Source organism: Microbacterium sp. SORGH_AS_1204 (genome assembly GCF_030818935.1).
In the GTDB taxonomy this organism is placed as follows: Bacteria; Actinomycetota; Actinomycetes; order Actinomycetales; family Microbacteriaceae; genus Microbacterium.
This window is the reverse complement of the sequence record NZ_JAUTBD010000001.1, coordinates 1,290,847-1,316,459: the sequence shown is the minus strand read 5'-3', so window position 1 is coordinate 1,316,459 and position 25,613 is coordinate 1,290,847. Positions and strand designations below refer to the sequence as shown.

Here is a 25,613-nt window from a genome sequence, read left to right as displayed (position 1 = left end):
AGTCTTGCACCCGCTGCACCGCCTCGGGCCGTAGGCTCCCGACATGCCGACGACCGACGACGATGCCCTCGACGTCCGCCCCGCGGAGCGCGACGACGCCGTGACGATCGCGACGATCCACGCGACATCGTGGCGCGAGACCTACGGACGCTTCGTCGACGACCCCGACACGAGCCCGTGGTTCGCCGTCGATCGGCGGATCGGCATGTGGCGCGAGAACCTCGACCACGGCGCCTTCACGACGCTGGTCGCCCGCATCGATGGCGAGGTCGTGGGCTTCGCCGCCGTCCAGGCGGTCGACGATCCGGCGGCGGCGCGGGCGGAAGAACTGACGATGCTCTACGTCCTCGCCCGCGCCCACGGCAGCGGCGCGGGTCAGGCGCTGCTCGACGCCGTGCTCGGCGACCGTCCGGCGCAGCTGTGGGTCGCCGCCGACAATCCCCGCGCGCACGCGTTCTACCGGCGCAACGGCTTCCGCCCCGACGGGGCAGAGTCGTCGTTCGGGCCGATCCCCCGCACCGTGCGACTCGTCCGCTGAGCCCGCCCACGCATCAGGCCGCCTCGATCGCCTCGGCCGCGATCTCGACGAGGCGGTGATCGCGCTCCTCCTCGTGTGCCGTGATCGTGACGACGGCGTCGCGCGCGGGGACGACGAGAACGTACTGGCCATAGAGGCCGTCGAGGCGCCACCCGCTGCCCGGCCCGCTCCAGCACCCCCGCCCGTAGCGTGACCAGGGGGACGGCGCGCCGGTGTCGAAGCAGTCATCGTGCATCGCCGCGACCCAGGTGGCATCCACGACTCGCCGATCCCCGACGCGACCGCCGTCGCGGAGAAGTCGTCCGATGCGCGCTAGTTCGCTCGTGCGCAGCTCGAGCCCGCTGCCGCCGAGCATGTGTCCGAGCGGACACCGCCGCCATGTCGGATCGAGGATGCCGAGGGGCTCGAACAGGCGCGGGCGGAGCCAGTCGTGCACGTCGCCGACGCGGGCCGCGAGCATCCGCATCGCGACGTACGTGCTCGCATCGGAGTACTGGAATACGCGGCCCGGTCCCCGCGACGGCGTGCGCAGCACCGCCGCGGCGAGATCGACGTCGGGGATCGGGTCGCCGGCGAACCATTCGAAGTCGATGCCGCTCGTCATCGTCAGCAGGTGCCGCAGGGTGACCGCCTCGGCGCCCGCGCCGACGTCGCCGAGAGGCAGCACGTCGACGGCTCGCGTATCCGGTGTGAGGACGCCCTCGTCGACCGCGATGCCGGCGGCGACGACGCTCACCCCCTTCGACGCGGAGTACACGTCGGCGGGCTCATCGGGGGCCCATCGATGCTCGACGCCCTCGTCGCCGATGAGGACGTGCACCCCGTGGGCCTCGAGCCCCTCGTCGTCGATCGCCGCGACCATGGCGTCGAGGGCACGGCGAGGGTCGGGCATGTCGTCCACGGTAGCGGGCGCGCTCCGACCGTACGGGCCCCGCGGGCGGGCCGCTCCCGCCGGCGCTGCGGGTGCGGTCCTCAGCCCTGCCCGGGGAGTCCCCAGGTGCTGCCGGCGGGCGGGGGCTGACACACCGATCCCGCCGACAGGGCCGCGACCTCGGCACGCACGGCCACCCCGTCGCCGTTCTTCTCGACGGTGAGGACGACCCCCTGCTGCGAGCGATCGGCCGGGGTGAAGCCGGTCGCCGCGGACGAAACGACCGGGTCGTCGGAAAGCAAGCCGTAGGCCGTGCTCACCAGATCGGCGGGCGGGTTCTCACGGATCCAATTGACCGTCTGTGCCACGCTCGCCCCGGGGATGCGCCACACGGCGCCCTCCTCGGCGATCGGGCTGCAGATCCAGCCCGTGTGGGACGAGAAGCCCACGGCTCCGCCGTCGACGCGCGCCGCTCCCTCGGGCAGCACGATCGCGTCGAGCCAGGCGGCAGCCTGTGCGACGGCGGCGGCGGGGTCGGGCGTGGCCGGGGCCGTCGGTGACGGCTCGGAACCGAGGTACGGCTCCTGCGTCGCGGGCGGCGGCCCGACACGGGGGGTCGTCTCGGTCACCGCCGCGGTGTCGGCCGCGGGCACGCCGGCACACCCGGCGAGAAGAGCCGTGGCGGCGAAGACGGCCGTTGCCGTCACCAGGAGTCGTCGCATGGGCCCATGCTATGTCGCAGGCGACGACCGCCCCGGCAACCCGGTGCGCGCTGACCGGGCAGGGCGCTGCGCATTCACCCGCGCGGTGCGGCGGGCGCTCCCCCGCGCGGTGCGGCAGGCGCTCCCCCGCGCGGTGTGGCAGGCGCTCCCCCGCGCGGTGCGGCAGGCGCTCCCTCGCGCGGTGCGGCGGGCGCTCCCCCGCGCGGTGCGGCGGGCACTCACCCGGGAAACACCGCAGGCGATCACCCAGGCAGCGCGGCGCACTCGCCCAGGCACCGCACGGCGCGCCCGCCGCGCAGCGCGCTGCGCGCTCACCCGGGCAGCGCGACGCGCACTCACCCCGGCGACGGGGCCGTCCGGCGGGCGAACTCGACGTACGCCTCGACGGTGTCCTCCGGCACGATGGCGCGCAGCACCACCTCGTCGGCGGCTGCGGTGTACGCCTGGAGCGCATCGCCCAGTTCGGTGACATCGCGGATGGTCGTGTCAGCGGCATTCACCCCCATCCGTTCGAAGTTGGCGGCGTAATTCGGAAACGACGCGTAGCGCGCCGTCTCGGCGTCGAGCCGGGAGCGGGCGGCCGAGACGATCGCGGTGCGCACGTAGACGGCGACGTGGGCCGCGGGGGCGATCGCGTGCAGGGCGCCGGCTTGCGCGTGTGCTTCGGTGGGCGGCACCCAGTTGAGCAGCACCCCCTCGGCCTGCTCGGCTCCGGTACGGCGCATCTTCGGCCCGAGTGCTCCGACCAGCACGCGGGGCATCCCCTCGTCGTGAAGCACCTCGATCGCGTCGCGCACGCGGGCGAGGGCCCCCGCTTTCGACGCGCCTGAACCGATGCCGAGCGTCAGCCGGTCGAGAGGAAGGCCGAGCGATGCGACGTCGGCGGCGATCGCATGAGCCGGACGGCGGTCGACCGGCACGACCCCGGTCGCGAGGTGCAGCCGTTCGGTCACCCGCGAGGCGGCGGCCAGAGCCGCCAGTGCGTCGCCGTCGGGGGTGTCGTTGACCCACAGCGTGTGGAAACCGGCACTCTCGACCGCGGGCGCGATGCGGGCGATCGCCTCGGGTCCCAACGACCCGGCGAGCCCGAGCGAGACCACGCCGCGGCTCACGAGACGCCTCCGGCGTGCGGCACCGACACCGCGACCTGACCGACGGCGGCGAAGAAGGCCGCCAGGTCGACGTCGTCGGTGGGAAGCAGCACCACGTCGTCGACGCCAGCCGCCTGGAACCGCGCGACCCCCTCGGCCACCTCCGACACGGAGCCCGCGAGCACTCGATCGACCGCGTCGGGGCGGTCGCCGAGCACCGCGGTCGCCCGCTCGCGCGCGCCGGGACCGAAGGCGGTGAGCACGTAGGCGACGACATCGGCGCGACCCTCGCGTCCGGCGCCGGATCGGCCCGCCTGCACGGTCTCGACCGCCGCGGCGACCTCTGCGACGGTGTGACGACTGTCGAGCACGACGCCGTCAGCCACGGCTCCCGCAAGGGCGAGGGTCTTCGGGCCCTCGGCTGCGGCGTAGACGAGGGGGGCCTGGGTGGGCGGCCAGTCGAGCGTGACGTCGCGCAGCCGGACGTATCGCCCCTCGGTGGTGACCGTCTCGCCCGCGAGCAGCGCGCGCAGGGCGGGCAGCTGCTCGTGCATGAGCGTGAGCGGCGAGGCGGCTTTGGCGCCGACCTGTCGCATCCAGTCCTGCACGCCGTGGCCGAACCCGGGCAGCAGGCGACCGGGGAACATGCGCTCGATGGTGGCGATCTCCATGGCGGATGCCGCGACGTTGCGAAGCGGCAGGGGCGCGATGCCGACGCCGATGCGAAGGTGGTCGGTGACGGCGAGGGCTGCCGCCGCCGCTGCCCACGCCGACGAGCGGAAGCAGTCCTCCCAGAGCCAGAGCTCCTCGATCCCCGCGTCTTCAGCCGCCCGCGCGGCGTCGCGCAGTTCTTCGGGCGGATGCGGGTACGGGCTGAAGATCGTGCCGATACGACTCATGCGTCTACTCTGCCGCGCCCCTCCGACATCGCGGCAGGGGGTTTCGCGTGCCGCACAACTCCTGCAGGTGCGGGGCTGCGGGCGGGCAGGCGCCGGTTCTGCCGAACTCTGCAGGAGTTGTGCGACTCCGCCGTGGGCAGCCTCGCACCCACGCGACGGACACCCACCCACGCGGCCGGCGGACCCGCAGCCCGCACGGCGAACGCCCCGCCGGGCACCCCACCCAAGCGGCCGGCGGACCCGCAGCCCGCACGGCGAACGCCCCGCCGGGCAGCCCACCCACGCGGCCGGCGGACCCGCAGCCCGCACGGCGAACACCCCGCCGGGCACCCCACCCACGCGGCCGGCAGACCCGCGCCCGCACGGCGAACACCCCGCCGGGCAGCCCACCCGCGCAGCGAAACGCCGCCGGCACCGAAGCACCGGCGGCGTCCAGCCGTCGCGTCACGCCGCGAGCACGGCCGCGGCCGAAGCCCTCACGACGAAGCCCGAGCCGTCGGCATCCACGTGCACCCGGCCCCCGTCGCTCAGCTCACCCGAGACGAACAGGTCGGCGATCCGGTCGTCGACCTCTCGCTGGATGACGCGGCGCAGCGGCCGCGCACCGTACTCGGGCTCGTAGCCGACATCGGCGAGCCGGTCGACGGCCGCCTCGGTGACCTCGAGCGAGATGCCTCGCGCAGCCAACCGCCGCGCGGAGGCTCCCAGCAGCAGCCGCACGATCTCGCGCAGCTGGTCCTTCTCGAGCTTGCGGAACAGCACGATGTCGTCGATGCGGTTGAGGAACTCCGGCCGCATGGCCTCGCGGAGCTTACCCATCACCCGGTCGCGCAGGTCGTTCTCGGCGAAGTCGCGCCCGGTCGTGGTGAAGCCGATGGCCCCGGAACGGGATGCCAGCACCTCGGCGCCCAGGTTCGAGGTCATCACGATGACCGTGTTGCGGAAGTCGACCGTGCGCCCTTGGCCGTCGGTGAGGCGACCGTCGTCGAGCACCTGCAGCAGCAGCGTGAAGACATCGGGGTGGGCCTTTTCGATCTCGTCGAAGAGCACGACCGCATACGGGTTGCGGCGCACGCGCTCAGTGAGTTGACCGGCCTCGTCGTAGCCGACGTATCCCGGAGGGGCGCCGATCAGCCGCGAGACGGTGTGCCGCTCGCCGAACTCGCTCATGTCGAAGCGGATCACCGCGCCGTCGTCGTCGAACAACGACCCGGCGAGGGCTTTCGCGAGCTCGGTCTTTCCGACGCCCGTGGGTCCGAGGAAGAGGAACGATCCGACCGGACGGTTCTCATCGCCCATGCCCGTGCGGTTGCGGCGCACGGCCTTCGCCACGGCGGCCACCGCGTCATCCTGTCCGATGACCCGGGCGTGCAGCTCGGTCTCGAGGTCGGCGAGGCGTCCGCGCTCGGTGGCGGTGAGACGCGCGACCGGAATGCCGGTGGCCCGGCTGATCACCGCGGCGATCTCGGGCTCGTCGACGATCGCGGCCGTACGGGGGCCGGCCGTCGCCTCCTCGAGCTGCGTCTGCACCGCGGCGATCTCGTCGCGCAGACGCGATGCCTCCTCGTAGTGCTCGCCCGAGACGGCGGCGTTCTTGTCGGCCTCGAGAGTCGCGAGCCGCTCGATCAGCGACGACGTGTCGACGGAGACGCCCAGTCGCAGCCGCAACCGCGCGCCGGCCTGGTCGATGAGGTCGATCGCCTTGTCGGGAAGCACACGGTCGGAGAGGTAGCGGTCGCTGAGCTCCACCGCGGCGCGCAGGGCGTCGTCGGTGTAGCTGACGGCGTGGTGCTGCTCGTACGCCGGGCGGAGCCCCTTCAGGATCTCCACGGCATCCGGGATCGACGGCTCACCCACGCGCACGGGCTGCAGGCGACGCTCGAGCGCCGGGTCCTTCTCGATCGTGCGGTACTCGCGCAGGGTGGTCGCGCCGATGAGGTGCACGTCGCCGCGGGCGAGGCGGGGCTTGAGGATGTTGCCGGCATCCATGGATCCGTCGCCGCTGCCGCCCGCACCGACGAGGGTGTGCACCTCGTCGATGAAGACGACGAGCTTCTCGGATGCCGCGATCTCGTCCATCGTCTGGGTGAGACGCTCCTCGAAGTCACCGCGATAGCGGGCGCCCGCGAGCATCGCGGCGAGGTCGATCGCGACCACGCGCGTATCGCGCAGCTGCTCGGGCACCTCGTTCGCGACGATCGCACGCGCGAGCCCCTCGACGACGGCGGTCTTGCCGACGCCGGCCTCGCCGATGAGCACGGGGTTGTTCTTGGTGCGACGGCTGAGGATCTCGATCGTCTGCTCGATCTCGTCGGCGCGGCCGATCACCGGGTCGAGCTCGCCGGCGGCGGCGCGCGCGGTGAGGTCGGTGCCGAAGCGGTCGAGGTTCGGGGTGGCGCTCATCGCCTCCGCGGGGGTCTCGGGCTCACCGACCACGGTCTCGCGCACGCCCTGGGTCAGGGCCTCGGCGGTGACACCGGCCTGCGCGAGGATCTGCCCGGCGGGGGCGTCCTGCGCGAGCACGAGCGCGAAGAACAGGTGGTCGGGGTCGACGTAGGTCGAGCCCGCAGCGCGAGCGACTTGGAACGCGTGGAACAGGGCGCGTTGCACCGAACCGGCGACCACGGCGCCGTCGACGTGCGCCGGGGCGCCCGCGGCGGGCAGGCGGCTCTCGGCGGCACGGGCGATCGCCGCGGGGTCGGCGCCGAGGCGCGCGACCGCGTCCTTGGCGGGCGAGCGACCGACCAGCACGTGGAGCACGTGCAGCGCGTCGAGTTCGCGCTGACCGCGTCCGAGGGCGAAGCGGCCGGCTGCCTGCAGGGCGTCCTGAGTGCGGGCGCTGAGGAAGCGGCTGAGGTCGATGGAACGCTCGGCGCGCGCCTGCTCGCCCGCGAGGTAGCGCGCGAGGAACTCGTCGAACGACTGGGCGCCGTCGTCCCCGGCGCCGGGGGTGAAGTCTTCGGGCAATTCCGTCTCCTGTGATCCGTGGATGCGAACGCGACTTGAGCGCGCTCGTATCAACTTCAACGCCAGGGTGTCGCGGCTATTCCCGCAGGCGCGGATCGGGCTCGTTCCACAGCTCCGCCGTCTGCACCACCCAGAACACCCCGAACAACGCCAGAGCGACCGACTCCCCCACGAGCACGACGGGGAAGCCCGAGCGGGCGACGCCGGAGAGGAGTCCGACGACGATGAGCACGAGCGTCGACAGGATGCCGACCGCCGAGGCTGCGTACATGCGCCGCAGCAAGACACCCCGGCGGCCGATCGCGTGCGGACGCCACGCGGCGATGGCCGCCACCGCCGCGATCAGCACGAAGAACGCCACGGCGGCGACCTCGTGCGCCCGCGCGAGGAAGCTCTCGGGCGACACCAGAGCCCACGCCACCCCCGCGACCGTGAGCGAGACGATCACCCCGATCGTTGCCCCCACTCCACGGCTCGCGGTCCGCTGCACGAGGGCGATGATCGCCGCCGCGACCGCCCCGAGCAGGACCATGGATGCGACGGCCGCACCGTTGTTGACCACCGTCGCTCGTACGTCGGGCGGCACACACCTCAGCACCGGCTCGCATGCGCCCGCGGCGACGGTGGTGGGGATGTAGGCCACGGCGAGCGCGAGGACGGCGGCGATGTCGAGCAGAGCCTGCTCGACACTCCGACCCGACAGCGCGAGAAGCGCGAGGGCGATCGCGGTGAGCCCACCGACGAATACCGGACCCGCGGGACCGTAATACGCCGCGCTGATCGAGGGCAGCGATGCTCCGGCCACGAGCTCGATCCCCACGGCGACACCGACGAGGACGGTCGCGCCGATCAGGGCGAGCCGCACGTAGCGGTAGGTGCGCTGAGTCGAGGTGGTGCGGACGCGCATACCGGCATCCTGACATCCCGTTCCGACACCGCCCCCCTTTCCGATGTCGGAGGCCGGGGCCATACTGGCCGCACATCGAGGAGGGTGTGCACATGGACTGGAAGATCGAGCTCATCTTCGTGCCGGTTTCCGACGTCGACCGGGCGAAAGCGTTCTACGAATCGATCGGCTTCCACGCCGACCACGACCAACAGGTCGACGAGGCCCTGCGCTTCGTGCAGATGACTCCGCCGGGCTCCGCGTGTTCGATCGCGTTCGGCACCGGGCTCGGGCTCACCCTCGAGCCCGGGCAGCAAGACACCATCCAGGTCGTCGTCGCCGACGCCGCTGCGGCCCTGCAACAGCTTCGGGCCGCTGGCGCCACCGCGGAGGGCGTCGACGAGCAGGCGTGGGGGCGCTTCGTCACCTTCGCCGACCCCGACGGCAACCGGTGGACCCTTCAGCAACTCCCCGCGCGGTGACACCGCCCCGCGCTCCTCGGGCGGCCACCCGTCGAGCCTGAGATCCGGAAGGCATGCGGGAGTTCTTCGAGGGTGCGCAGACGCTCCCACGCGGGTACGTCCGCTGCGTCGAGGCGGTCCGCAGGCGCACGAGGGCACTGTGGCATCCGGTTCCGACACCGCGGCGGTGTGCCTCAGCGCGCCGCCGCGTACTGCTCCGCGGCGGCGGCCACACGGTTGTTGTACTCCACCGACGGGTTGTACGCGTGGACCGCGGCGATCCAGTTCTGCGGCCGGCTGAGGTCACCGCCCACGTCGCACAGGTGCTCGGCGGTCGACAGGGCCGCGTCGTCGATCTGGTTGACGTCGACGACCCCGTCGCGGTTGCCGTCACGCCCGACCTGCGCCCACGTGGAAGGAATGAACTGCAGCGGCCCCACGGCGCGGTCCCACACGGCGTCGCCGTCGATCGCCCCCTGATCGGTGTCGCGCACGACCTCGGTGCCGTTCCCGTCGAGAGGGATGCCGATGATCGCGGGCGACACCGTGCCGTCGGCCGCGAGGTGCGCGCCGTTCATGCTGCCGTGCTCGCTCTCGACGAGACCCACCGCCGCGACGGTGTTCCACCCGATCCCGCAGCCGGGGTGGGTGCGAGAGACGTCGATGACGGCGCCCGCGTAGGCGGCGAGCGCCCGGCCCGGGATGCCGGTGGATGCCGAGACCCGGTCGATCCAGTCCGGGTCGGCAAGCGCCGACACGGGCGTTCGCGCCGCGGCCGCGCCGTCCACCGCTTCGGTCACGGCGACGGAGCGCTCAGGGGTCGGCGCAGGCGACGCGACCGAGTCGGCTCCCCCCGGGGAGGTCGACGACGAGACGACGCCCTGCGGAGCCGAGGGGGTCACCGCCAGCGCGCCGACGGCACCGGCGAGGGCGCCCGCGGCGAGCAGCGCGAGCGCGACCGTCACGACGGGCCACAGCCGCGAGCGCGAGACGGGCGGGAGCAGAGGTTCGGGGGCGGTCATGGTCGTCCTTCCGGAGCGAGGTCGGGCGCGAGAGGGGCGGCCTCCGACCGGGTCGTTCCGGGCGGAAGGCGGTCGCGAGACGAGGGCGTCGGCCGGCGCCGAGCGAGGACACGGCCGATCACCCCCTGGCGCGGAGACAGCGTCCAGGCCCCGAGGAACACCGCGGTCAGCACGAGGACGATCGTCCCGCCGGTGGGCAGGGCCCACGACCACGAGAGGTAGAGCCCGATGAGCGCGGCGCCCGCTCCGATGGCCGGCGCGAGCAGCATCATGATGCCCAGGCGGTCGGTGAGCAGCCGCGCGGTGGCGGCCGGGGTGACCAACAGCGCGAGCACGAGGATGTTGCCGATGGTCTGGACGCTGATGACGACGGCGAGGGTCACCAGCACGTAGAGCGCCAGGTCGAGCCAGAACACCCGCAGGCCGAGCGCCCGGGCAGATTCTCGGTCCAGGCTCACCGTGACGAGCTCCTTGTTCAGCAGGAGCACCGCGGCGAGGACGACGACGGACGTCGCGGCGATGACGGGGAGGTCCTCGTCGGGGATGCCGGTGATCGAGCCGAAGAGGAACTGCGGGAGCGATCCCGCGTACCCCGGCGCCTGCGAGATGACCACGATGCCGAGCGCGAAGGCGGCGACGAAGAAGATCCCGATGATCGAGTCCTCTTTGAGCCGGCGGTTCTGGGCGAACACGGCCACGAGTACCGCGGTGAGGACGCCGGCGATCGTCCCGCCCAGCACGAGGTTGCCCGACACGACGAAGGCGACGGCGAGTCCCGGGAACACCGCGTGCGCGACCGCGTCGCCGATGAAGGCCATCCCGCGCAGCACCACATAGGTGCCGACGATGCCGCACACGATCGACGACATCACCGCCACCGCCAGGGCCTTCGGGAGGAACGCGAGGTCGGGATTGAGCAGGTCTGCGACGAAGTCGACGGGGCTCATGCGACGCTCCGCACCATGCGGACGAGCGCGGAGTCCGGTCCGACACCGAAAGCCCCGCGCCACGCCCGTGTGTCTCGCGCGAGATGCGCGGGCGTTCCGGCAGCGACGATCGTGCGGTTGAGCAACGCGAGGCGATCGGCGCCGTCGATCGCGCCGAGCAGATCGTGCGTGGTCATGAGCACGGCGTGCCCTTCGTGGGCGAGATCGGCGAAGAGCGCCGCGAGCAGGCCCTGGGTCGGCATGTCGAGACCCGTGAAGGGCTCGTCGAGCAGGAGGACGGCGGGCTGCAGGGCCAGAGCTCGTGCCACCAGGACGCGCTGTCGCTGGCCGCCCGACAGCTGCCCGACGGGGCGCTCGGCGAGCTCGGACATCCGCACCCGCTCGAGGGCTTCGGCCACGGCCTCCCACTCCCGGCGACCGGGTCGGCGCAGCAGTCCCAGCCGTCCGGTCAGGCCCGTCATCACGACATCGGCGACCGAGATCGGGAAGTCCCAGGCGAACTCGTGCCGCTGGGGCACGTAGCCGATGGCCGCGCGGCCCGGGCGAGTCACCCGCCCCTCGACGAGGACCCGGCCCGCGACTGTCGGCTGGAGCCCGAGCACCGTGCGCAGCAACGTCGTCTTGCCCGCGCCGTTCGGCCCGAGGAGCCCGACGAGCTCTCCCCGCTCGACGACGAGGTCGACGTCCTGCAGCACGCGTCGGCCGCCCAGATCGACCGCGACATCGCTCACCTCGAGAGCCGCTGCCGCGCCGGTCACGATCGCACCCCCGCGTCGGCATCCGCTCCCGAGGCCCCTCGTCCGAGGGCGACGCGCTTGGCCCGCGCCGAGCGGACGGAGACGGCGATCGCCCCGCCGACGATGCCCGCCGCCACGACGACGATCGCCGTGACGAGGATCGGCACGAGGGGTGGTTCGGAGCTCGGCGCAGCGGTCTCGGCATCCATCGGCGCCGCGGATTCGGCATCCCCTCCCCCGGCCCACGTCGCCGCGAACGCCTCGTCGGGCGAGGTGGCCGTACCCACGGCGAGCCGCAGACGCTGCGTGTCCGACACGTGCGAGCCGTCGATCAGGTCGGCTTCGGCGGTCAGCTCGACGAGGTAGACCCCCGGGGCCGTGAAGACCCAGTTCGCGTGGGTGTGGGTGTTCACGTCGACCCACACCGGCTGCGCCTCGGCGACGCGGGAGTCCCAGAGCACCTGCGGCGCGCCGAACGAGCCGGACTGCAGGTAGGTCGTCATGGTCCCGGGTCCCTCGACGGCCCGCAGCGACAGCGTGACGCCGCGGTCGACGGTCTGCATGACCGTGGGGTCCTGCGTGTTCCATCCGATCCAGACGACGTCGGGATCCTGCGTCTGCGGCGCGACCCACACCTCGCTCCCCGGGTCCGCGCCCACGAAGGCGTACGCGGCATCGTCGGGCACGACGAGCTTGCCCTCGTCGCGCACGTGGAGCACGGTCTCATCCGGGTAGCGCCACACGCTCGTGGCGCCTGCATCGGCCTTGGCGACGTCGTCGTGGATGAGGAAGCGCCACACCCCGTCGTCGTCGTACTTCGGGCCCATGTCGAGGTGGCCCGCCTCGAGCACGCGCTCGCCGTGGACGATCGCAAGCTCGCCGAGCGTCTGGTCGAGGTTCGGGTCCTCACCGGTCGCCGAGCGCACAGCGGGCAGAGTGGATGCCGCGGCGGTACGAGCGGACGGCGCTCCGGGACCGCCGGGGAGAGCGGATGCCGCAGCGGCGGGGCCCGACACGAGCACCGCCGCCACAACGACGACGGCAGCCCGCGCACGCGCACGCAGGGACGGGATCATGGGGTTCCTTCCGCGGAGGGGGACAGGCACGAGCGCACACTGTCGGCGTTGGCGCGCACGAGCTGCACGTAGGTGGTCACGGTGTCGGAGAAGGCGTCTCCGTAAATGGGGCAGACCCGGACACCGAGGTCGTCGGCGACGTCGGTGAGGGTCGACGAGCGCGCCGCCAGGTTCGGCTCGAGGAAGACCGCGGGCACGTGAAGGTTCCGGATCGTGTCGGCGAGGCGGCGGCGGTCGGCGAGCGAGGGCTCGACCGCGGGGTTCGGCGTGACGAAACCGGCGATCTCGAGTCCGTAGGCGTGAGCGAGATAGCCGAAGGCGTCGTGCGTGGTCACCAGGGAGCGATCCCCCGGCGGGATGCTCGCGTACACCGCGCGCACCTCGGCATCCACGGCATCCAGCTCCGCGAGGTAGCGTCGCGCGTTCTCGGTGTAGTCGCGCGCGTGGGCGGGGTCGGCGGCGATGAGGGTGTCGCGGATGAGCTGCACGTAGGCGATCGCGTTGCGCACGTCCTGCCAGAGGTGCGGGTCGATCTCGCCGTGCACGTGCTTGCCGAGCACCGCCTGCGCGAGCTGGTACACGGGCTGACCCGCGCGCCCGAGGAAGCGGAACTCCTCCCCCGCGGGGATCTCCGTTCGCGCTTTCCCGGGAACCGCGACGATCACGCGGTCAGCGGCAAGGGTCTGCTGCGTGTGGTCTCCTCCGCCGCTCGGGTCGTATCGCACCCCCAGGCGGGCGGCATCCACGTCGACCGTGAGATCGGCGTGCCCCCTGTCGAGCACGACGGGATCGGTGAGCCCGGCGTCGACCGCGGCCTCCCCCGGGTCGATGCCCACGGCGAAGACGTAGGTCGCCTCGCCGAGGTCGACCGGGCGCGCGGTGTCGTCGACCTGCAGGCGCGCGCGGAGCGTCAGCGTATAGGTGCCGGGTTCGGTGAACGCCCACGACAGGTGCGTGTGCGCGTCGGCAGGAAGGGTCACCGTGTCGTCGCGATACCCGTCCGCGGGGTCGAACCCGTCGGACGAGTCGATGTAGCGGTCGGTGTCGCCGAACGACCCGGTGAGGTACGCCACGATGGAGCCCGGCCCGGTCGCCGCGACCGCCGACAATTCCACCTCCGACGTCCGGGTCGCCTCGTACGCGGCCCCCCGCCCGTGCGCGCGGAGCCCGAGCCACACGGTGTCGAGCGAGACGTCCTCGACGAGCGGAATGATCTCGGCCGCGTACTTCACCGATTCTTCGGCGAGCGAGACGCTCACCGCGTCGCCGCGCAGGTTGGCATCCAGGGTCTTGATGACCGCCTGCTCCTCGAGCATCGCGTAGTTCGAGAAGGCCACGTCGGCGTAGACGACGTTGCGGGCGTCGCGCAGCGTCGGCTCGTACGCGTGAGGGTCGGCGCGGTCGGGCACGAGCGAGACCACGTCCACGCGATCACCGCCGACGTTGTGCACGAGATCCCGCAGGATGCCGGTGGTGGTGACCACGCGCAAGCGACCGCCGTCGGCGGAGAGCGAGGGCGGCCCCGCACAGCCGGTCATCGCGAGCGCGCAGACCGCCACCGCCGCGACCGCGCCGCCACGCCTCACGGAGCCAGCCCGCCGAGTCGCCGTCGCGAACGCCACCACAGCACACCCGACCCGGCCGCACCGACCGCCAACAGTCCGCCGAGGATCGCCAGCAGCAGGGGAACGGGGCCCGCGGATGCCAGCGAGGCCAGCGGATCCGCGGAGCCGTCGGCATCCGATCCCTGTCCGGGCAGGGTGCGTCGGGCGGCGTCCGCGGCCTCTACCGCGGCCTGCTCCGCCGCCACCGCAGCCGGGGCGGGGGTGACGAGCGCAGCAGTGACCGCGCACCCCGCTCCGCCTGCGACGGCGGTGCGCGGATCGACGTCGCCCACGACGATCGTGAGCGTCTCGCGGTCGCGCGAGACGCGGCCATCGGCGAGAGTGGCCGTCTGGGTCGAGGTGATCCGGTAGACCCCCTCCGCACTGAAGGCCCAGTTGGCGTGCGCGTGGACTCCGAGCGGGATGTCGTACGACCCACCGTCCGAGAAGATGGTCTGCTGGATGCCGCCGAAGGCACCGGAGAGGTACACGCTCACGCGTCCCGGCCCGTCGATGCCGTCGATCGTCCACCGCACCGGTCCCGCCGTGTTCCCGGCGTTGAGCGCTTCGGTGTTCCAGCCGAGCCAGACCAGGTCGGGGTTCTGCGTCTGCGGCACCTGCCAGACGGTGGATCCGGCCGCCCCGACCTGGCCGAAGCCGGCGGGCAGGGTGACTCGCGCCGAGGGCTTCAGCCAGAGCACCGTACTCGAGGGTTCCCGGTACACCTTGGTGCCGGAGGTGTCGTCGCCGATGAGCGACTGCAGCGACCCGTCGACGATGCGCGAGGCGTAGTCGACGTGACCCGACGAGACGACGCTCGCGCTCGCGACGCACGCGGCGGCGGCGAGCTGCTGCACCGCGGGGGTTGCGGACCGGGCGTCGTCCCGCGGCGGCACGGGCACCTCGATCGTCCCGGTGTCGACGGTCTGTCCGCAGCGCGCGGGGTTCACCGACATCACGTCGGCCGTGCCGACGGCCACGGCGAGCACGAACGTGTCGCTCGACACCCGCCCGTCGCTCAGCTCGGCGGTGCGCTGCATCGAGAGGCAGTAGTTCCCCTCGGCGCTGAACGCCCACGAGCCGTGCGCGTGCGTGTTCTTCGGGATCGTCACGCGATCGGCGGACGAGATGCCGTCGTGCGTGGTGAACAGCACCGTCGGCTGCCCGAAGGCACCGGTCTCGTACAGGGCGAACCGTCCCGGTCCCGAGACGTCGACCAGCGACCACGTCACGCCGCCGGTCGTCGCCGACAGCGGGATGCCCTCGGTCGACCAGCCGGGCCAGACGAGTCCGCTCTGCTGCGTCTGCGTCACCTGGTAGAACGGCGAGCCGGGGTCGCCCAGGAACCGCCATGCGTCGCCGTCGGGCACGCTCGCACGCGAGCCGGGCTTGAGCTGCAGCACGGTGCGGGAGACGTCGCGGTACACGGGTTCGGTGACGGATGCCGAGTCCTTGATGCGCGTGACGAGCGTGCCGTCCTGCACGAGTGAGGCGATGTCGACGTGTCCGTCGTTCAGCACAACCGCACCCGCACGGTTGACCGTGCCGTTCGCCACGTCCCACGCCCCGGGGGTCGCGGGCTCGGGGTCCCCCGGGTTCTCGGGAACGGAGGATGCCACGATCTGCAGGTCATCCCATCCCGACAGGGCGCCCGCCCGATCCTTGACGACGACGACGTGCGCTCCGGTGTCCGCGTCGGCGGGCAGGCGCACCTGCACCGCGCCGGACGAGCCGATGCGCGCCCAGCCGAGCCATGCGGTGTCGTCGAGCCACAGCGAGACCCACTGGCCCGCGCGGGCCCGGTCGACCTGCACCGTGACCAGCTGGCCCGCGGTGATCCCCGTGTCGGCGTTCAGCACCTGCACACCGCCGCGGGTGGCATCCGTGAGACCGTCGCGGGCGATGGGCGTCGTGTCGGGTTCCGTCGGCGCACCGTCGGGTGCCTGGAAGCAGCGCGTGGGGTCGACCTTCTTGACCGCGACGGCGCCGACCGCGAACGCGAGCGTGAACGAATCGCTCACCGCCTGGCCCGAGGCGAGTGTCGCCGAGCGCGTGAAGCCGAGGCAGTACGTGCCTTCCGCGCTGAACGCCCAGGTACCGTGCGCGTGGATGTTCTTCGGAATCTCGAAGGCATCGGCCGCGTCGATGCCGTCACGGGTGTCGAAGAAGACCCGCGGGCCGGTGAACGGCGTCTGATACAGCGCGAACTCCCCCGGTCCTTCGGCGCGATCGAGGGACCACGTCACCCCGCCGGTCGTCGCCGTCGTGGGAATGGCCTCGGTGGACCACCCCGGCCACAGGATGCCTTCGGCCTCCGTCTCGGGCAGGAGCCAGGTCTTCGCACCCGCCGCGCCGAGGAACGCGTACGCGGCATCGGCGGGGACGGTGCTCTGCGCCTCGGGACGCACCTGCAGCACGGTGTCGGAGGGTGCCCGCAGCGCCTCTTCCTGCGCGGCGTCGCTCGCGTCGGCGATCACCGTGGTCAGCCGATCGCCGTCCAGGCGCGCCGCGACGTCGACGTGACCGGCGGCCACGATGGTGGCACCGGACTCGGTGCGCGTGTGGTTGGGCACGTCCCATTCCGCGTCGGGCGTCTCGGGGTCGGGATCGACGGGCTCGGTGCCGCCGCCCCCGTCGGCGCAGGGGGTGATGCCCGCGGTGTCGACACCGGCGGCGAAGGTCAGCGTCTTGGTCACGCGGAAGGCGGTGCCGTCAGCGAGGGTGCCCGACCACGTCACTGGCACGCAGTACACCCCGGCCGCCGAGAAGACGTGGGTGGCCGGGAAATTCGAGTTCGGCCAGAGGGTCTCCGTCGTTCTCGCGGGGGTCGAACCCGAGTCGAGCTGCACCGCCTGAGAATCGATGCTGTTGCCACGGCGTGCGTACGAGCCCGGGCCTCTCACGTCCCCGAGGGTGAGGGTGACGTCGCTGCCTCCGGCATCCCATTCGAGTGTGCGCCAGCGGTCTTGAATTCGGTACGTCTCGGCGGTCGCCGACGCCGAGTAGATCGTCCGCTCCGGGTCGAAGAAGATCGTGCGGGGGGTGTTCTTCTCCTCCGTCGACCCCACGACATCGGGCACGCCGTTCACACGACGCAGTTCGAGGGAGGGCGCGAGAGTCTCGCCGTCGACGACGGCGGGAGCGGTCGAGAGAGCCACGCCCCCGGGTGACGGTGCATCCGGGATCGCGGTCGTGCGCTCGCACGGCTGGACCGTCGACAGATCGATGTCGCCCACGGCCACCGTCAGCAGCGAGGCTGTGGAGACATCACGGCTCTCGTCGGCGGTGGTGCGGAGGTCGGCGCGCACGGCGAGGCAGTACACGCCGGGCTCGGTGAACGCCCAGTTGAGGTGCCGGTGCGTGCGCGCCAGGGAGAAGGGGACGGGGGTCGAGCGGCGCGAATCGAGCATGAACGAACTGTTCGACCACGCGTACGCTTCCCCGGGGCCGGAGACCTTCTGCAGCGACCAGGTGGTGTGACGCTGAGTGAATCCCACGGGCAGATACAGCGTGCTCAGGCCCGGCCAGAGCGTGTAGTCGACGTACTGGCTGCCGGCGGAGAAGCCGTAGTACGTCGTACCGGGAGGTCCGATGAACGTCCTGTCGTCGCCGGCGTCCGGCTCACGCACGGTGAATCGCGCGTACTCGCCGCGCCCGACCCACACCGTGTCCTTCAAGCCGTGCATGCCGACGTCGGTGTGCCCGTCGCCGGTGGCGAACTCGATGCCGCCTCGCCCGTTCTCGCGGACGGCGAGATCGGTGTGCCCCTTCTGCAGCCACGCGACGGAGGGGTCCAGCGTGTCGGGGCCGTCCGGGTCGTCGGGGCCGTCCGGGTCGTCGGGGCCGTCCGGGTCGTCCTGGTCGCACGGTTTCACGGCCGACGCGTCCACGCCGACGGCGAAGGTGAACGTCGCGCTGTCCTCGATGGCGACGCCGTCGACGCGCGTCGCCGAGGAGCGCACGCTCACGCAGTACACGCCCGCTTCGGTGAAGACGGTGCCCAGGGCTCCCGCTCCCGCGTACTCCTCGGCGCGGTTGTAGAACGGCTCGCCCCATTCCTCGGTCGTCGCGGTTGCGCGCGCGATCGTCATCCGCTCCGCCTCGGGGGCGCTGTCCCAGAACCCGATGTTCTCGGGTCCGTCCACGTGCCGGGAGTAGTCCTGCCGGTAGGTGAAGAACCGCCCGTTCCCCGAAGCGTTCGTCGTGCCGCTGAAGTCGAAAGCGACGGTCGCACCCTCGTCCGGCATCACGCGGAGGCCGTCCGCCGAGACGAAGCGTGCGTCCACGTCGACGACGAGATCGTTCGCGTGCTCGTCGTCGAGGCGACGGTCGTCCGGGACGAACCGACCGGAGGTACGGTATGCCGTGCTCCCCTCGGGGAGGTATTGCGCCCAGATCTCCTTGTCGTTGACCGTGCCGTCGTGAGCGGGCCACTGAGTGTCCTCGTACGGCACCGACAACACGACGCGCGCGGGGTCGTAAGCAGTGGTGCGGCCGCGATCCACGGTCACGGCGTTCAGGGTGAGCGCGCCGTCGGCCAGGGTGGGCGCCATCAGCACCGTGCCCGAGTCGAGCACGGTGGTTCCCGTCGCCGCCGATGCGATCGGGTGCGGCGCTTGCGGCGCGATGGCGGCGGGCTGCGCGCACGGCTCCACCGTCTGGGGATCCACGCCCACCGCGAAGGTGAGGGTGAGGTCGCGGTTGACGAAGGTGCCGTCGGCGAGCTGCGCGTGATTGTCGAGCGTGACACAGGCGCGGCCGGCTTCCCCGAACGCCAGCGAGAAAGGCCGCGGCTCGGTCCCCTCGCCGACCCGTGTGCGCAGGCGCGGGGCCGCATCACCGGCACGACTGCTCGTTCCGGCGTCGGTCCTGCCGTCCGCCAGCAGTCCGCCCCGAGAACCGAGCACCGATCCGAGCCAGGTGCGGAGCTTGGCCTGCTCTGGGGCCCATTCGGGGTCATACAGAGCGGTCAACGGGATGCCGCTGGTGTCGAGGGCGAAGGAGAGGGCGTTTCCGGCGTTCTCGGGCGTCCGCGATCGCCAGATGGCGCCGCCCTGCGGCGCGACCTCGTCCCAGAAGGCGGAGCCCTGACCGTCGGCGGATTCCGGGCGCTGCTCGCTCGTGGGAAGGGCGAACACCGTGCGGGCGGGATCGAGCACGGTGTCTCCCACGACGAGTTCCTGCACCAGATCGCCGTCTGTCACGTGCGCGGCGACGCGCACGTCGCCCTCCCGGACGACGGTGGTGGCGTCGGTGTCCTGTGCGCACGGCACGACGGCGTCGGCATCCGTGCCGACGGCGAACGTGAAGGTCGCCCGGTCGGACACGGGGGTGCCGTCGATGAGTCTCGTCGACGATTCCAGCGTGACGCAGTACACGCCGGGCTCGGTGAAGGCGGTGCCGAGAGCCTCCGCACCGGTGTACTGCTTCTCGCGGTCGTAGAACGGGGCATCTGGTCCGGAGGCCGGGCGCCACTGGGGAACGGCCTCCTCGGGAGCGCGCGTGCTCCAGAAGCCGATGGCATCCGGGGACGGCACGACGGCACCCGTTTGCCAATAGGCGAAGAACCGACCGCTTTGCGCGGTGCTGGTCGCTCCCAGGAAGGAGTAGTCGACCCCGGAATCGGGCGCCAGCGACGCCGCGTCGACGAAGCGTGCCTCGAGGTCCAGCGTGAGGTCGTTGCTCCACTCGTCGCGCTCCGACGGTGCGGTGCCCGGCGCGATGAAGCGCCCGAGCGTCCGGTAGGCCCGTTCCTCCGGGGCGAGGTGGCGCGCCCAGATGTCCTGCTGCGTCGCCCGGTACCCGGTCGCCGGCCAGCGCGTGTCGCGGGTGGGCAGCGAGAACACCACGCGAGACGGGTCGTACGAGGTGGTGCGTCCGCGATCCTCGACGACGGCGTCGAGCGAGAGGGACCCCTCGCGCAGGGTCGTGGCCAGCAGTGCCGTTCCCGACGACACCACGGTCACGCCCGTCGTGGTCGCGGGGCGGGGCTGCGGTTCCTGCGGCGGGATCGCGGCGGGTTGCGCGCAGGGAGTCACCGTCGCGATGTCCACGGCGCCGACGGCGAAGGTGATCGTGACGTCGTGGTTGACGAACGTCCCGTCGACGAGTTGGGCGTGCGTGCCGATCGTGACGCAGTATGCACCCTCCGCAGCGAACGCCGCTCCGAGCGGCAGCCTGGTCGGCCCCCAGACGCTGTCCGGCTGGGGGTAGGTCTGGGCGACGGGGATACTGCGCGCCGGACGCTGCGACGTGCCGAGGTCGTAGGCCCCGTCGCTGAGCAGGCCCATCGTGGCCGGACCCGATGCGGCGACGAGCGACGTACGGATGGTCGCTTCGACGGCGGAGACGGGGACGAAGAGGGAGGTGGGGTCGACGCCGCTCGCATCCAGGACGAGAGAAGGCCCGGTACCGGGTGTCGACGGGGTGGGGGTTCTCCAGATCGGCGCGCGCTCTGGCGACATCTCGGTCCAGAACGCCGGGTCCTGCCCCTCGGCCTCGCCCGGCCAGGCTTCGGCATCGCGGACGACCAAGACCGTCTTCGCGGGATCGAGAATCCCCCCGGCGTTGGTCAGGTCCACGCGGAGGTCGCCGTCGACGATCCGCGACGCCAGGGCGACCTGGCCCTCGTCGACGACGACGGAACCGGGCTCGGCGGCCGTCTCGACGTCGGCGTCAGCCGTCGCGGCAGCAGAAGAGGAGACGGTAGGAGCGTCCGGCGCCGAGGTCGCCTCCGGGGCCGGGGAGTCAGCGGGCATCGCATTCGGAGTGGACGTGGAGGTGGGGGTGGGGGAGGCCGAAGGAGAGGCCGGACCGCCGTCGAGCCCCCCTGAATCAGCGGTATCCGCGATCGACCCGACATCCTGCGCCGGATCAGCGCTGGCGTGGGCGGGGGCGACCATGGTCGCGATCATGGCGGCGGCGAGGATCGCCGCCGCGACGCGCGCGCGCACGGCCGGCGTTCGAGCGGCGGGAGCGATGAACCGGGGACGAACGGGGCGCGGCATTCGAGGTCTTTCCAGAGAGGGAGTGCGGGGGCGGGACGAATCGCCGCCCCCGCACGAGGGATCAGAAGGTGAAGTCGTAGCTCGACGAGGTGGTGAAGTTGCCCGCACCCGAACCGCTCACACTCGCCGACACCGACAGGGTGACAGCGGTGCTGCTTCCGCTGAACTGCCAGGTGTAGTGACGGTGGCCCTCGCCGCCGGCCGCGACCGCCCCACTCGACAGGGTGATCGTGCGCGTGCCGCCCGACACGGCGACGCTGCGAACCTGCCCGCTCTCGACATCGGTGATGCTCAAGCCCGTGCCGTTGGGCACGGTGATGGTGAACGCCGCCGTCTTGGTCGTCGCGGCGGTGTTCTTGAAGCGGATGCCGCCGCCCGAGACGGCAGACGTGGCGGTCTCGTCGTCGCCATCGATGAGCTTGCCACTCCCCACGGCGAACGACGCGGAACCGCTGGGGACGGTGTCCCATGACTCGGTGGAGTGGTTGTAGCTCTGCAGACGTGGCGACGCGGATGCCGACAGCGCGAGGATGTCCCATTCGCCGGTCTGCGCGCCCGTGGCGGCATAGGACGGGGCGCTGACACCCAGCGTCAACGCGAGAGCGGCGACGAGGGCGAGGACGATACGGGCGATCGGGCTCCGCGCCGATCGAGACGGGGAGGCGTACGTCGCCTCGGTGGTGATGCTCATGACGGTGGTTCTCCTGAAACGAGGAAGAGGAAAGGGGATGACGAACGCGCGGACGCGCGGACGCGACTCGGATGCCTGTGTCCGCGCGCGATCGAGGTCGCCGTCGTGAGACGGGGCGTCAGGCTCCGAGGCGGAGCATTCGGTCGGAGTAGATGAGGTGCGCGCGCACGAAGGCGACGCGCTTGCGACGGAAGGGGGTCCACGCAAGCTGCGCCGCCGGCGCCGGAAGGACGGGTGGTTCGGCGGCGTGAGCCGGCGCGCACCCGCAGCGACGCACGCCGCCCGCCGCCAGGTGACCGGCGGCATGGAGGTGGGGAGGGGGTGTCAACGATGCCTCCTTCGCCCGGCGGCGTTATTGATAATGATTATCAAAAGAACGGGTTCATCCTGTCGCCCCGCGACCTCGGCTGTCAAATTCCTGGGGTCGACGCCCGTCGACTGAGAAACTCTCCGTCATGAAGGACTTCTTCGCGGGAGCGGGCATGCTCGCCCACGGGCTCGGTCAATGGCGTCGCACGCCCGGCGCGATGGCGCTCGGTCTCATCCCGGGGGCTGTCGTCGGGCTCGTCTTCGGTGCGGCCCTCGTCGCATGGGGTCTCGCGCTTCCCGGGCTCGTCGACGACTGGACCCCGTTCGCCGAGGACTGGTCGCCCACCTGGGCGGGCGTGCTGCGCACCGCCATCGGCATCGCCTCCTTCGGCGCGGCCGCGCTCGTGGCCATCGTGTCGTTCACGGCCGTGACCCTCGCCATCGGCGAACCGGTCTACGACCGCATCTGGCGTGCGACCGAGCGCAGCGCGATCGGAACGGTCCCGGACGCCGATTACGGATTCTGGCGCGCAGCGGGCGACAGCGCGCGACTCGTCCTCCGCGGCGTCCTGGCCGCCGCCGTGGCGTGGGCGGTCGGGCTCGTGCCGCTCGTCGGAGGTGCGCTCGGCTTCGTCACCGGCGTGAGCCTGACGGGCTGGCTCCTCGCCGACGAGCTCACCTCGCGCGCGCTCTCGGCTCGTGGACTCGATCGTCGCGCTCGCCGGGCACTCCTGCGCGCGAACCGTGCCCGCGCGCTGGGCTTCGGCGTCGCGACGCAGCTGTGCTTCCTCGTGCCGCTCGGAGCCGTGGCCGTGATGCCCGCCGCGGTGGCGGGCAGCACCCTGTGGGCGCACGCCGCGCTCGGGCTGACGCCCCGCACGGCGGGCTCGAACGGCGCCCGCCCGGCGGATGCCCCGCGACTCGCGACCCGCGGCACCGGCCCCTCGGAGTCCGACCCGGCCTCCGCGCCCGCCCCGAACGCGCCTCGGACTGCGCAACCCGCGCCATCGGCGACCGAACCGACCGATCGGGCACGATAGCCTGGAGCGACCGAAGGGATCCTCATGTTCATCGTCTCGCTCATCCTGTTCGTCGGCGGCATGCTGCTGTTCGGGCTGTCGTTCTCGCTCGCCGCGCCCGCGCTGTTCTTCGCGCTCGGCATCATCCTCGTGTCGGCCTCGCTGGCCCTCCCCTTCCACTTCGGCACCCGGTAAACGCGCCGCCTCGGTCGAGCCGGTGCCCTTCTCGTTCGATGCGCTCCGCCGCCGCCCCGACCTCGAGGGCTCGGAGCTGCCGGCCGTCGACGCCGCAGACCGGCTGATCCTCGACGAGTCCGTCGACGCCCGCGCGGGTCTCGCGCCGGGCGACCTGGTCGTCATCGGAGACGCCTACGGTGCTCTCACCCTCGGCTCGGCGGATGCCGGTGCCCGCGGCATCCGCGTGCACCAGGACGAGCTGCTCGGCGAAGAAGCGCTCGCCGCGAACGCCGACGACACCGGGCTGACCGGCACGTTCCAGCCGCACGGGTTGAACGCCGCCCTGCTCGAGGGAGCCCGGGTCGTCCTCGTGCGCCTGCCCCGTTCGCTTCGCGCGCTCGATGACGTCGCAGGGCTCATCGCCCTCCACGCGGCTCCCGACGTCGTGGTCTTCGCCGGAGGACGCCTCAAGCACATGAGCGTGTCGATGAACGACGTGCTCCGGGCGCGTTTCGACCGCCTCGACGTCACGCACGCCCGCCAGAAATCCCGCGTGCTCATCGCCCGCGAGCCGCGCAACGGCGCTGAGCCCACGCCCGAGGAGGCCGACGTCGACGGCATCCGCATCCGTGCCTTCGGCGGCGCCTTCGCCGGCGCGTCCATCGACATCGGAACGCGTCTGCTGCTCGCGCACCTTCCCGAGCCGCGCGGGGGCACGGCCATCGACCTCGCGTGCGGCACCGGGGTGGTCGCGACAGCGCTGGCCGCACGGCATCCGTCCCTCCGGGTGATCGCGTGCGACCAGTCCGCCGTGGCCGTCACCTCGGCCCGCGCCACCGCCGACGCGAACGGTGTCGCCGACCGCGTCACGGTGGTGCGCGATGACATCCTGCGCTCGCGACCGGATGCCAGCACCTCGTTCATCGCGCTCAATCCGCCCTTTCATGCGGGAGCCGCCATCGACCAGCGGCTGGCTCCCCGCATGTTCGCCGATGCGGCGCGGGTGCTGCAGTCGGGCGGAGAGTTGTGGACCGTGTGGAACTCGGCGCTGCAGTACCGTCCCGCGCTCGAACGCCTCGTCGGACCGACCCGGCAGGTCGCGCGCGACCGCAAGTTCACCGTGACGGTGTCGACGAAACGCTGACCCGCCTCGCACGGCGTCTCGGGCAGGGGCAGCGCATCCCTCGCCGACCTCGCGCGTCGTGTGGGGCGTGCGTGTCGCAGCCACGCGCACGCCCCATGGCGGCGACCCCCGGTCGGGCGTAGATTCGCAGACGTCCACAGGGAGGTGCGGCATGCGGGTGCGCACGACCGCCGCAGCGCTGGGCGGCATCGGCGTGGTGACCGCGCTGTGGGCGACGGGCCCGGCGAGCTCCGCCGAGATTCCCCGGATGCCGTTGTCCGAGACCGTGTCCTCGCCCCTGCTCGTCGACTGCTCGACTATGACCGTCAACGGTCGCGGCTACGCCCAGCTCCACGGCATCGCGCTGTGCGGTGCCGACACGATCCCGCTCGATCGACCGTTGCGCGTCGAAGCCGTCGGCGGCGAGGAGTGCGGAACGGCCTCTCTGACGGTGACCAGCCGTGGCGGGGGGCTCGCCACGATCGCGTGGCGCGTGGCATCCACCTCGGGGCCCATCGTCGACGTCGAGCTCGACGCGGCGTTCTCGGGCCGAGCGGGAGGCACCATGCGGCGCTTCTCGATGCGCGAACCCGCGCCCCATGCGGCCGGCAGCACGATCGCGTTCCTCGGGGTCGGACGGGCGACCGCGACGATGTCGGGTACCGTCGAGACCTTCGCGGCCACGTGCCGCATCGCGCCGGCGAGCGTGCGGGTGCACCTGCGCTGAGCCCCGGCGACCGGCCCGCCGCGACGCAACGCCGGAGCAGCGTCGGCCCTGCCTCGCGCCCGGGCGGGCGTGACCTGCGTGCAGCCTCGACTCAGCCCTTGCCGCCCGGCGGGCCCACGATCAGCAGCACGACGAACACCACCGCCACCGCGACGACGAGCGCGGCGGCGAGCACCCACGGGCGCCGCAGGAAGAAGCGCAGCAGCCGATCAATCGGTCGCCTGTCGCGCGGATCGTCGGTCTCGTCGAGCCGCCACGCACCCCGCAGCCGTCCGGTGCGGTGCAGCCGGATCTCGGTCGGCACCGTGGCGTAGGGGATGACGGCGCTCACGACCGCGAGCGCCGTCGGGCCGACGCCCCACCGTTGGTTCAGCGCCACGAGCACGGCGGTCGCGCCGTAAGCGAGGAAGACGAACCCGTGGATGCCACCGCCGATCGTCACCGCGACGGGGAGGTCAGCGGCGGCGCGCAGAATCAGGCCGCCGATGAGCAGCGTCCATGAGACCGCCTCGGCGATCGCGAGCGTGCGGAACAGGTTCAGGGGCGTGCGGAACACGTCTCTCCTCGGCTCGGGGACGGACTCCCCACCCTACGCAGGGGCGTCCCCCCGACCCGGCCGCTCGCCTCGACGTCGAGGAGTCACTCGATCGGCTGGTCGTCGTCGTCGAGCGACGGATCGGATGTCGAGGCCTCGCCCGCCGTCGACGTATCGGGCTCCGGGCCCGGCTCGATCGGGGGC

20 protein-coding genes are annotated in these 25,613 nt (G+C 72.3%); 6 read left to right on the top strand and 14 right to left on the bottom strand.

What is annotated here, in order from left to right; genetic code table 11:
* The first annotated feature begins 43 nt into the window (after positions 1 to 43).
* Entirely contained in the window at positions 44 to 538 is a 495-nt protein-coding gene (locus tag QE410_RS06020) for a GNAT family N-acetyltransferase (protein ID WP_307329254.1), read from the top strand.
* A gap of 13 nt (positions 539 to 551) precedes the next feature.
* Here QE410_RS06020 and QE410_RS06015 read toward each other — a convergent pair whose 3' ends face one another.
* The 6 genes from QE410_RS06015 to QE410_RS05990 all read right to left on the bottom strand — a co-directional run bounded on the left by QE410_RS06015 (position 552) and on the right by QE410_RS05990 (position 7,995).
* Complete coding sequence (locus QE410_RS06015) at positions 552 to 1,430, bottom strand: serine hydrolase (RefSeq protein ID WP_307329252.1); 879 nt, start codon at positions 1,428 to 1,430, stop codon at positions 552 to 554.
* A gap of 80 nt (positions 1,431 to 1,510) precedes the next feature.
* Positions 1,511 to 2,131 carry a hypothetical protein gene (locus QE410_RS06010; protein ID WP_307329249.1) on the bottom strand — a complete coding sequence of 207 codons (621 nt, stop codon included), beginning with the start codon at positions 2,129 to 2,131 and terminating at the stop codon, positions 1,511 to 1,513.
* Between the two features lie 335 nt (positions 2,132 to 2,466).
* Entirely contained in the window at positions 2,467 to 3,243 is a 777-nt protein-coding gene (locus QE410_RS06005) for an LLM class flavin-dependent oxidoreductase (RefSeq protein ID WP_307329247.1), read from the bottom strand.
* Positions 3,240 to 4,121: an LLM class flavin-dependent oxidoreductase gene (locus QE410_RS06000; RefSeq protein WP_307329244.1), complete on the bottom strand. Its 882-nt coding sequence runs from the start codon at positions 4,119 to 4,121 to the stop codon at positions 3,240 to 3,242. The genes QE410_RS06005 and QE410_RS06000 overlap by 4 nt, the downstream gene beginning before the upstream one ends.
* Positions 4,122 to 4,565: 444 nt before the next feature.
* Complete coding sequence (locus QE410_RS05995) at positions 4,566 to 7,088, bottom strand: ATP-dependent Clp protease ATP-binding subunit (RefSeq protein WP_307329241.1); 2,523 nt, start codon at positions 7,086 to 7,088, stop codon at positions 4,566 to 4,568.
* 76 nt (positions 7,089 to 7,164) lie between these two features.
* Entirely contained in the window at positions 7,165 to 7,995 is an 831-nt protein-coding gene (locus QE410_RS05990; RefSeq protein ID WP_307329238.1) for a hypothetical protein, read from the bottom strand.
* Between the two features lie 92 nt (positions 7,996 to 8,087).
* Here QE410_RS05990 and QE410_RS05985 point away from each other — a divergent pair, with 92 nt between their 5' ends.
* Positions 8,088 to 8,456, top strand: coding sequence for a VOC family protein (locus QE410_RS05985; RefSeq protein ID WP_307329235.1), 369 nt, complete (start codon positions 8,088 to 8,090; stop codon positions 8,454 to 8,456).
* Positions 8,457 to 8,629: 173 nt separating this feature from the next.
* Here QE410_RS05985 and QE410_RS05980 read toward each other — a convergent pair whose 3' ends face one another.
* The 7 genes from QE410_RS05980 to QE410_RS05950 form a co-directional block, all read right to left on the bottom strand.
* Positions 8,630 to 9,457 carry a lytic transglycosylase domain-containing protein gene (locus QE410_RS05980; RefSeq protein WP_307329233.1) on the bottom strand — a complete coding sequence of 276 codons (828 nt, stop codon included), beginning with the start codon at positions 9,455 to 9,457 and terminating at the stop codon, positions 8,630 to 8,632.
* A complete protein-coding gene (locus tag QE410_RS05975) occupies positions 9,454 to 10,404 on the bottom strand; it encodes an anchored repeat-type ABC transporter permease subunit (protein WP_307329230.1) in 951 nt (316 codons plus the stop codon). The genes QE410_RS05980 and QE410_RS05975 overlap by 4 nt, the downstream gene beginning before the upstream one ends.
* Positions 10,401 to 11,162, bottom strand: coding sequence for an anchored repeat-type ABC transporter ATP-binding subunit (locus tag QE410_RS05970; RefSeq protein ID WP_307329227.1), 762 nt, complete (start codon positions 11,160 to 11,162; stop codon positions 10,401 to 10,403). Before QE410_RS05970 ends, QE410_RS05975 begins: the two co-directional genes overlap by 4 nt.
* Complete coding sequence (locus QE410_RS05965) at positions 11,159 to 12,217, bottom strand: choice-of-anchor M domain-containing protein (protein ID WP_307329223.1); 1,059 nt, start codon at positions 12,215 to 12,217, stop codon at positions 11,159 to 11,161. The genes QE410_RS05970 and QE410_RS05965 overlap by 4 nt, the downstream gene beginning before the upstream one ends.
* Positions 12,214 to 13,701: an anchored repeat ABC transporter, substrate-binding protein gene (locus QE410_RS05960; RefSeq protein WP_307329220.1), complete on the bottom strand. Its 1,488-nt coding sequence runs from the start codon at positions 13,699 to 13,701 to the stop codon at positions 12,214 to 12,216. Before QE410_RS05960 ends, QE410_RS05965 begins: the two co-directional genes overlap by 4 nt.
* A gap of 98 nt (positions 13,702 to 13,799) precedes the next feature.
* Positions 13,800 to 20,828 carry a TIGR03773 family transporter-associated surface protein gene (locus tag QE410_RS05955; protein ID WP_307329217.1) on the bottom strand — a complete coding sequence of 2,343 codons (7,029 nt, stop codon included), beginning with the start codon at positions 20,826 to 20,828 and terminating at the stop codon, positions 13,800 to 13,802.
* A gap of 61 nt (positions 20,829 to 20,889) precedes the next feature.
* Positions 20,890 to 21,519 (bottom strand): hypothetical protein, encoded by a 630-nt coding sequence (locus QE410_RS05950; protein ID WP_307329214.1) that lies wholly within the window; start codon positions 21,517 to 21,519, stop codon positions 20,890 to 20,892.
* Between the two features lie 455 nt (positions 21,520 to 21,974).
* On the opposite strand from QE410_RS05950, the gene QE410_RS05945 reads away from it, so the two are divergent.
* From QE410_RS05945 to QE410_RS05930, 4 genes are all read left to right on the top strand, one after another.
* Positions 21,975 to 22,868, top strand: a complete 894-nt coding sequence (locus QE410_RS05945; RefSeq protein WP_307329213.1) for an EI24 domain-containing protein — start codon at positions 21,975 to 21,977, stop codon at positions 22,866 to 22,868.
* 24 nt (positions 22,869 to 22,892) lie between these two features.
* Complete coding sequence (locus tag QE410_RS05940) at positions 22,893 to 23,042, top strand: hypothetical protein (RefSeq protein WP_307329211.1); 150 nt, start codon at positions 22,893 to 22,895, stop codon at positions 23,040 to 23,042.
* Positions 23,043 to 23,064: 22 nt separating this feature from the next.
* Complete coding sequence (locus QE410_RS05935; protein ID WP_307329209.1) at positions 23,065 to 24,168, top strand: class I SAM-dependent methyltransferase; 1,104 nt, start codon at positions 23,065 to 23,067, stop codon at positions 24,166 to 24,168.
* A gap of 151 nt (positions 24,169 to 24,319) precedes the next feature.
* Entirely contained in the window at positions 24,320 to 24,874 is a 555-nt protein-coding gene (locus tag QE410_RS05930; RefSeq protein WP_307329207.1) for a hypothetical protein, read from the top strand.
* 91 nt (positions 24,875 to 24,965) lie between these two features.
* Here the strand turns inward: QE410_RS05930 and QE410_RS05925 are convergent, their stop codons facing one another.
* Positions 24,966 to 25,430: a DUF3817 domain-containing protein gene (locus QE410_RS05925; protein ID WP_307329204.1), complete on the bottom strand. Its 465-nt coding sequence runs from the start codon at positions 25,428 to 25,430 to the stop codon at positions 24,966 to 24,968.
* Between the last annotated feature and the right edge of the window lie 183 nt (positions 25,431 to 25,613).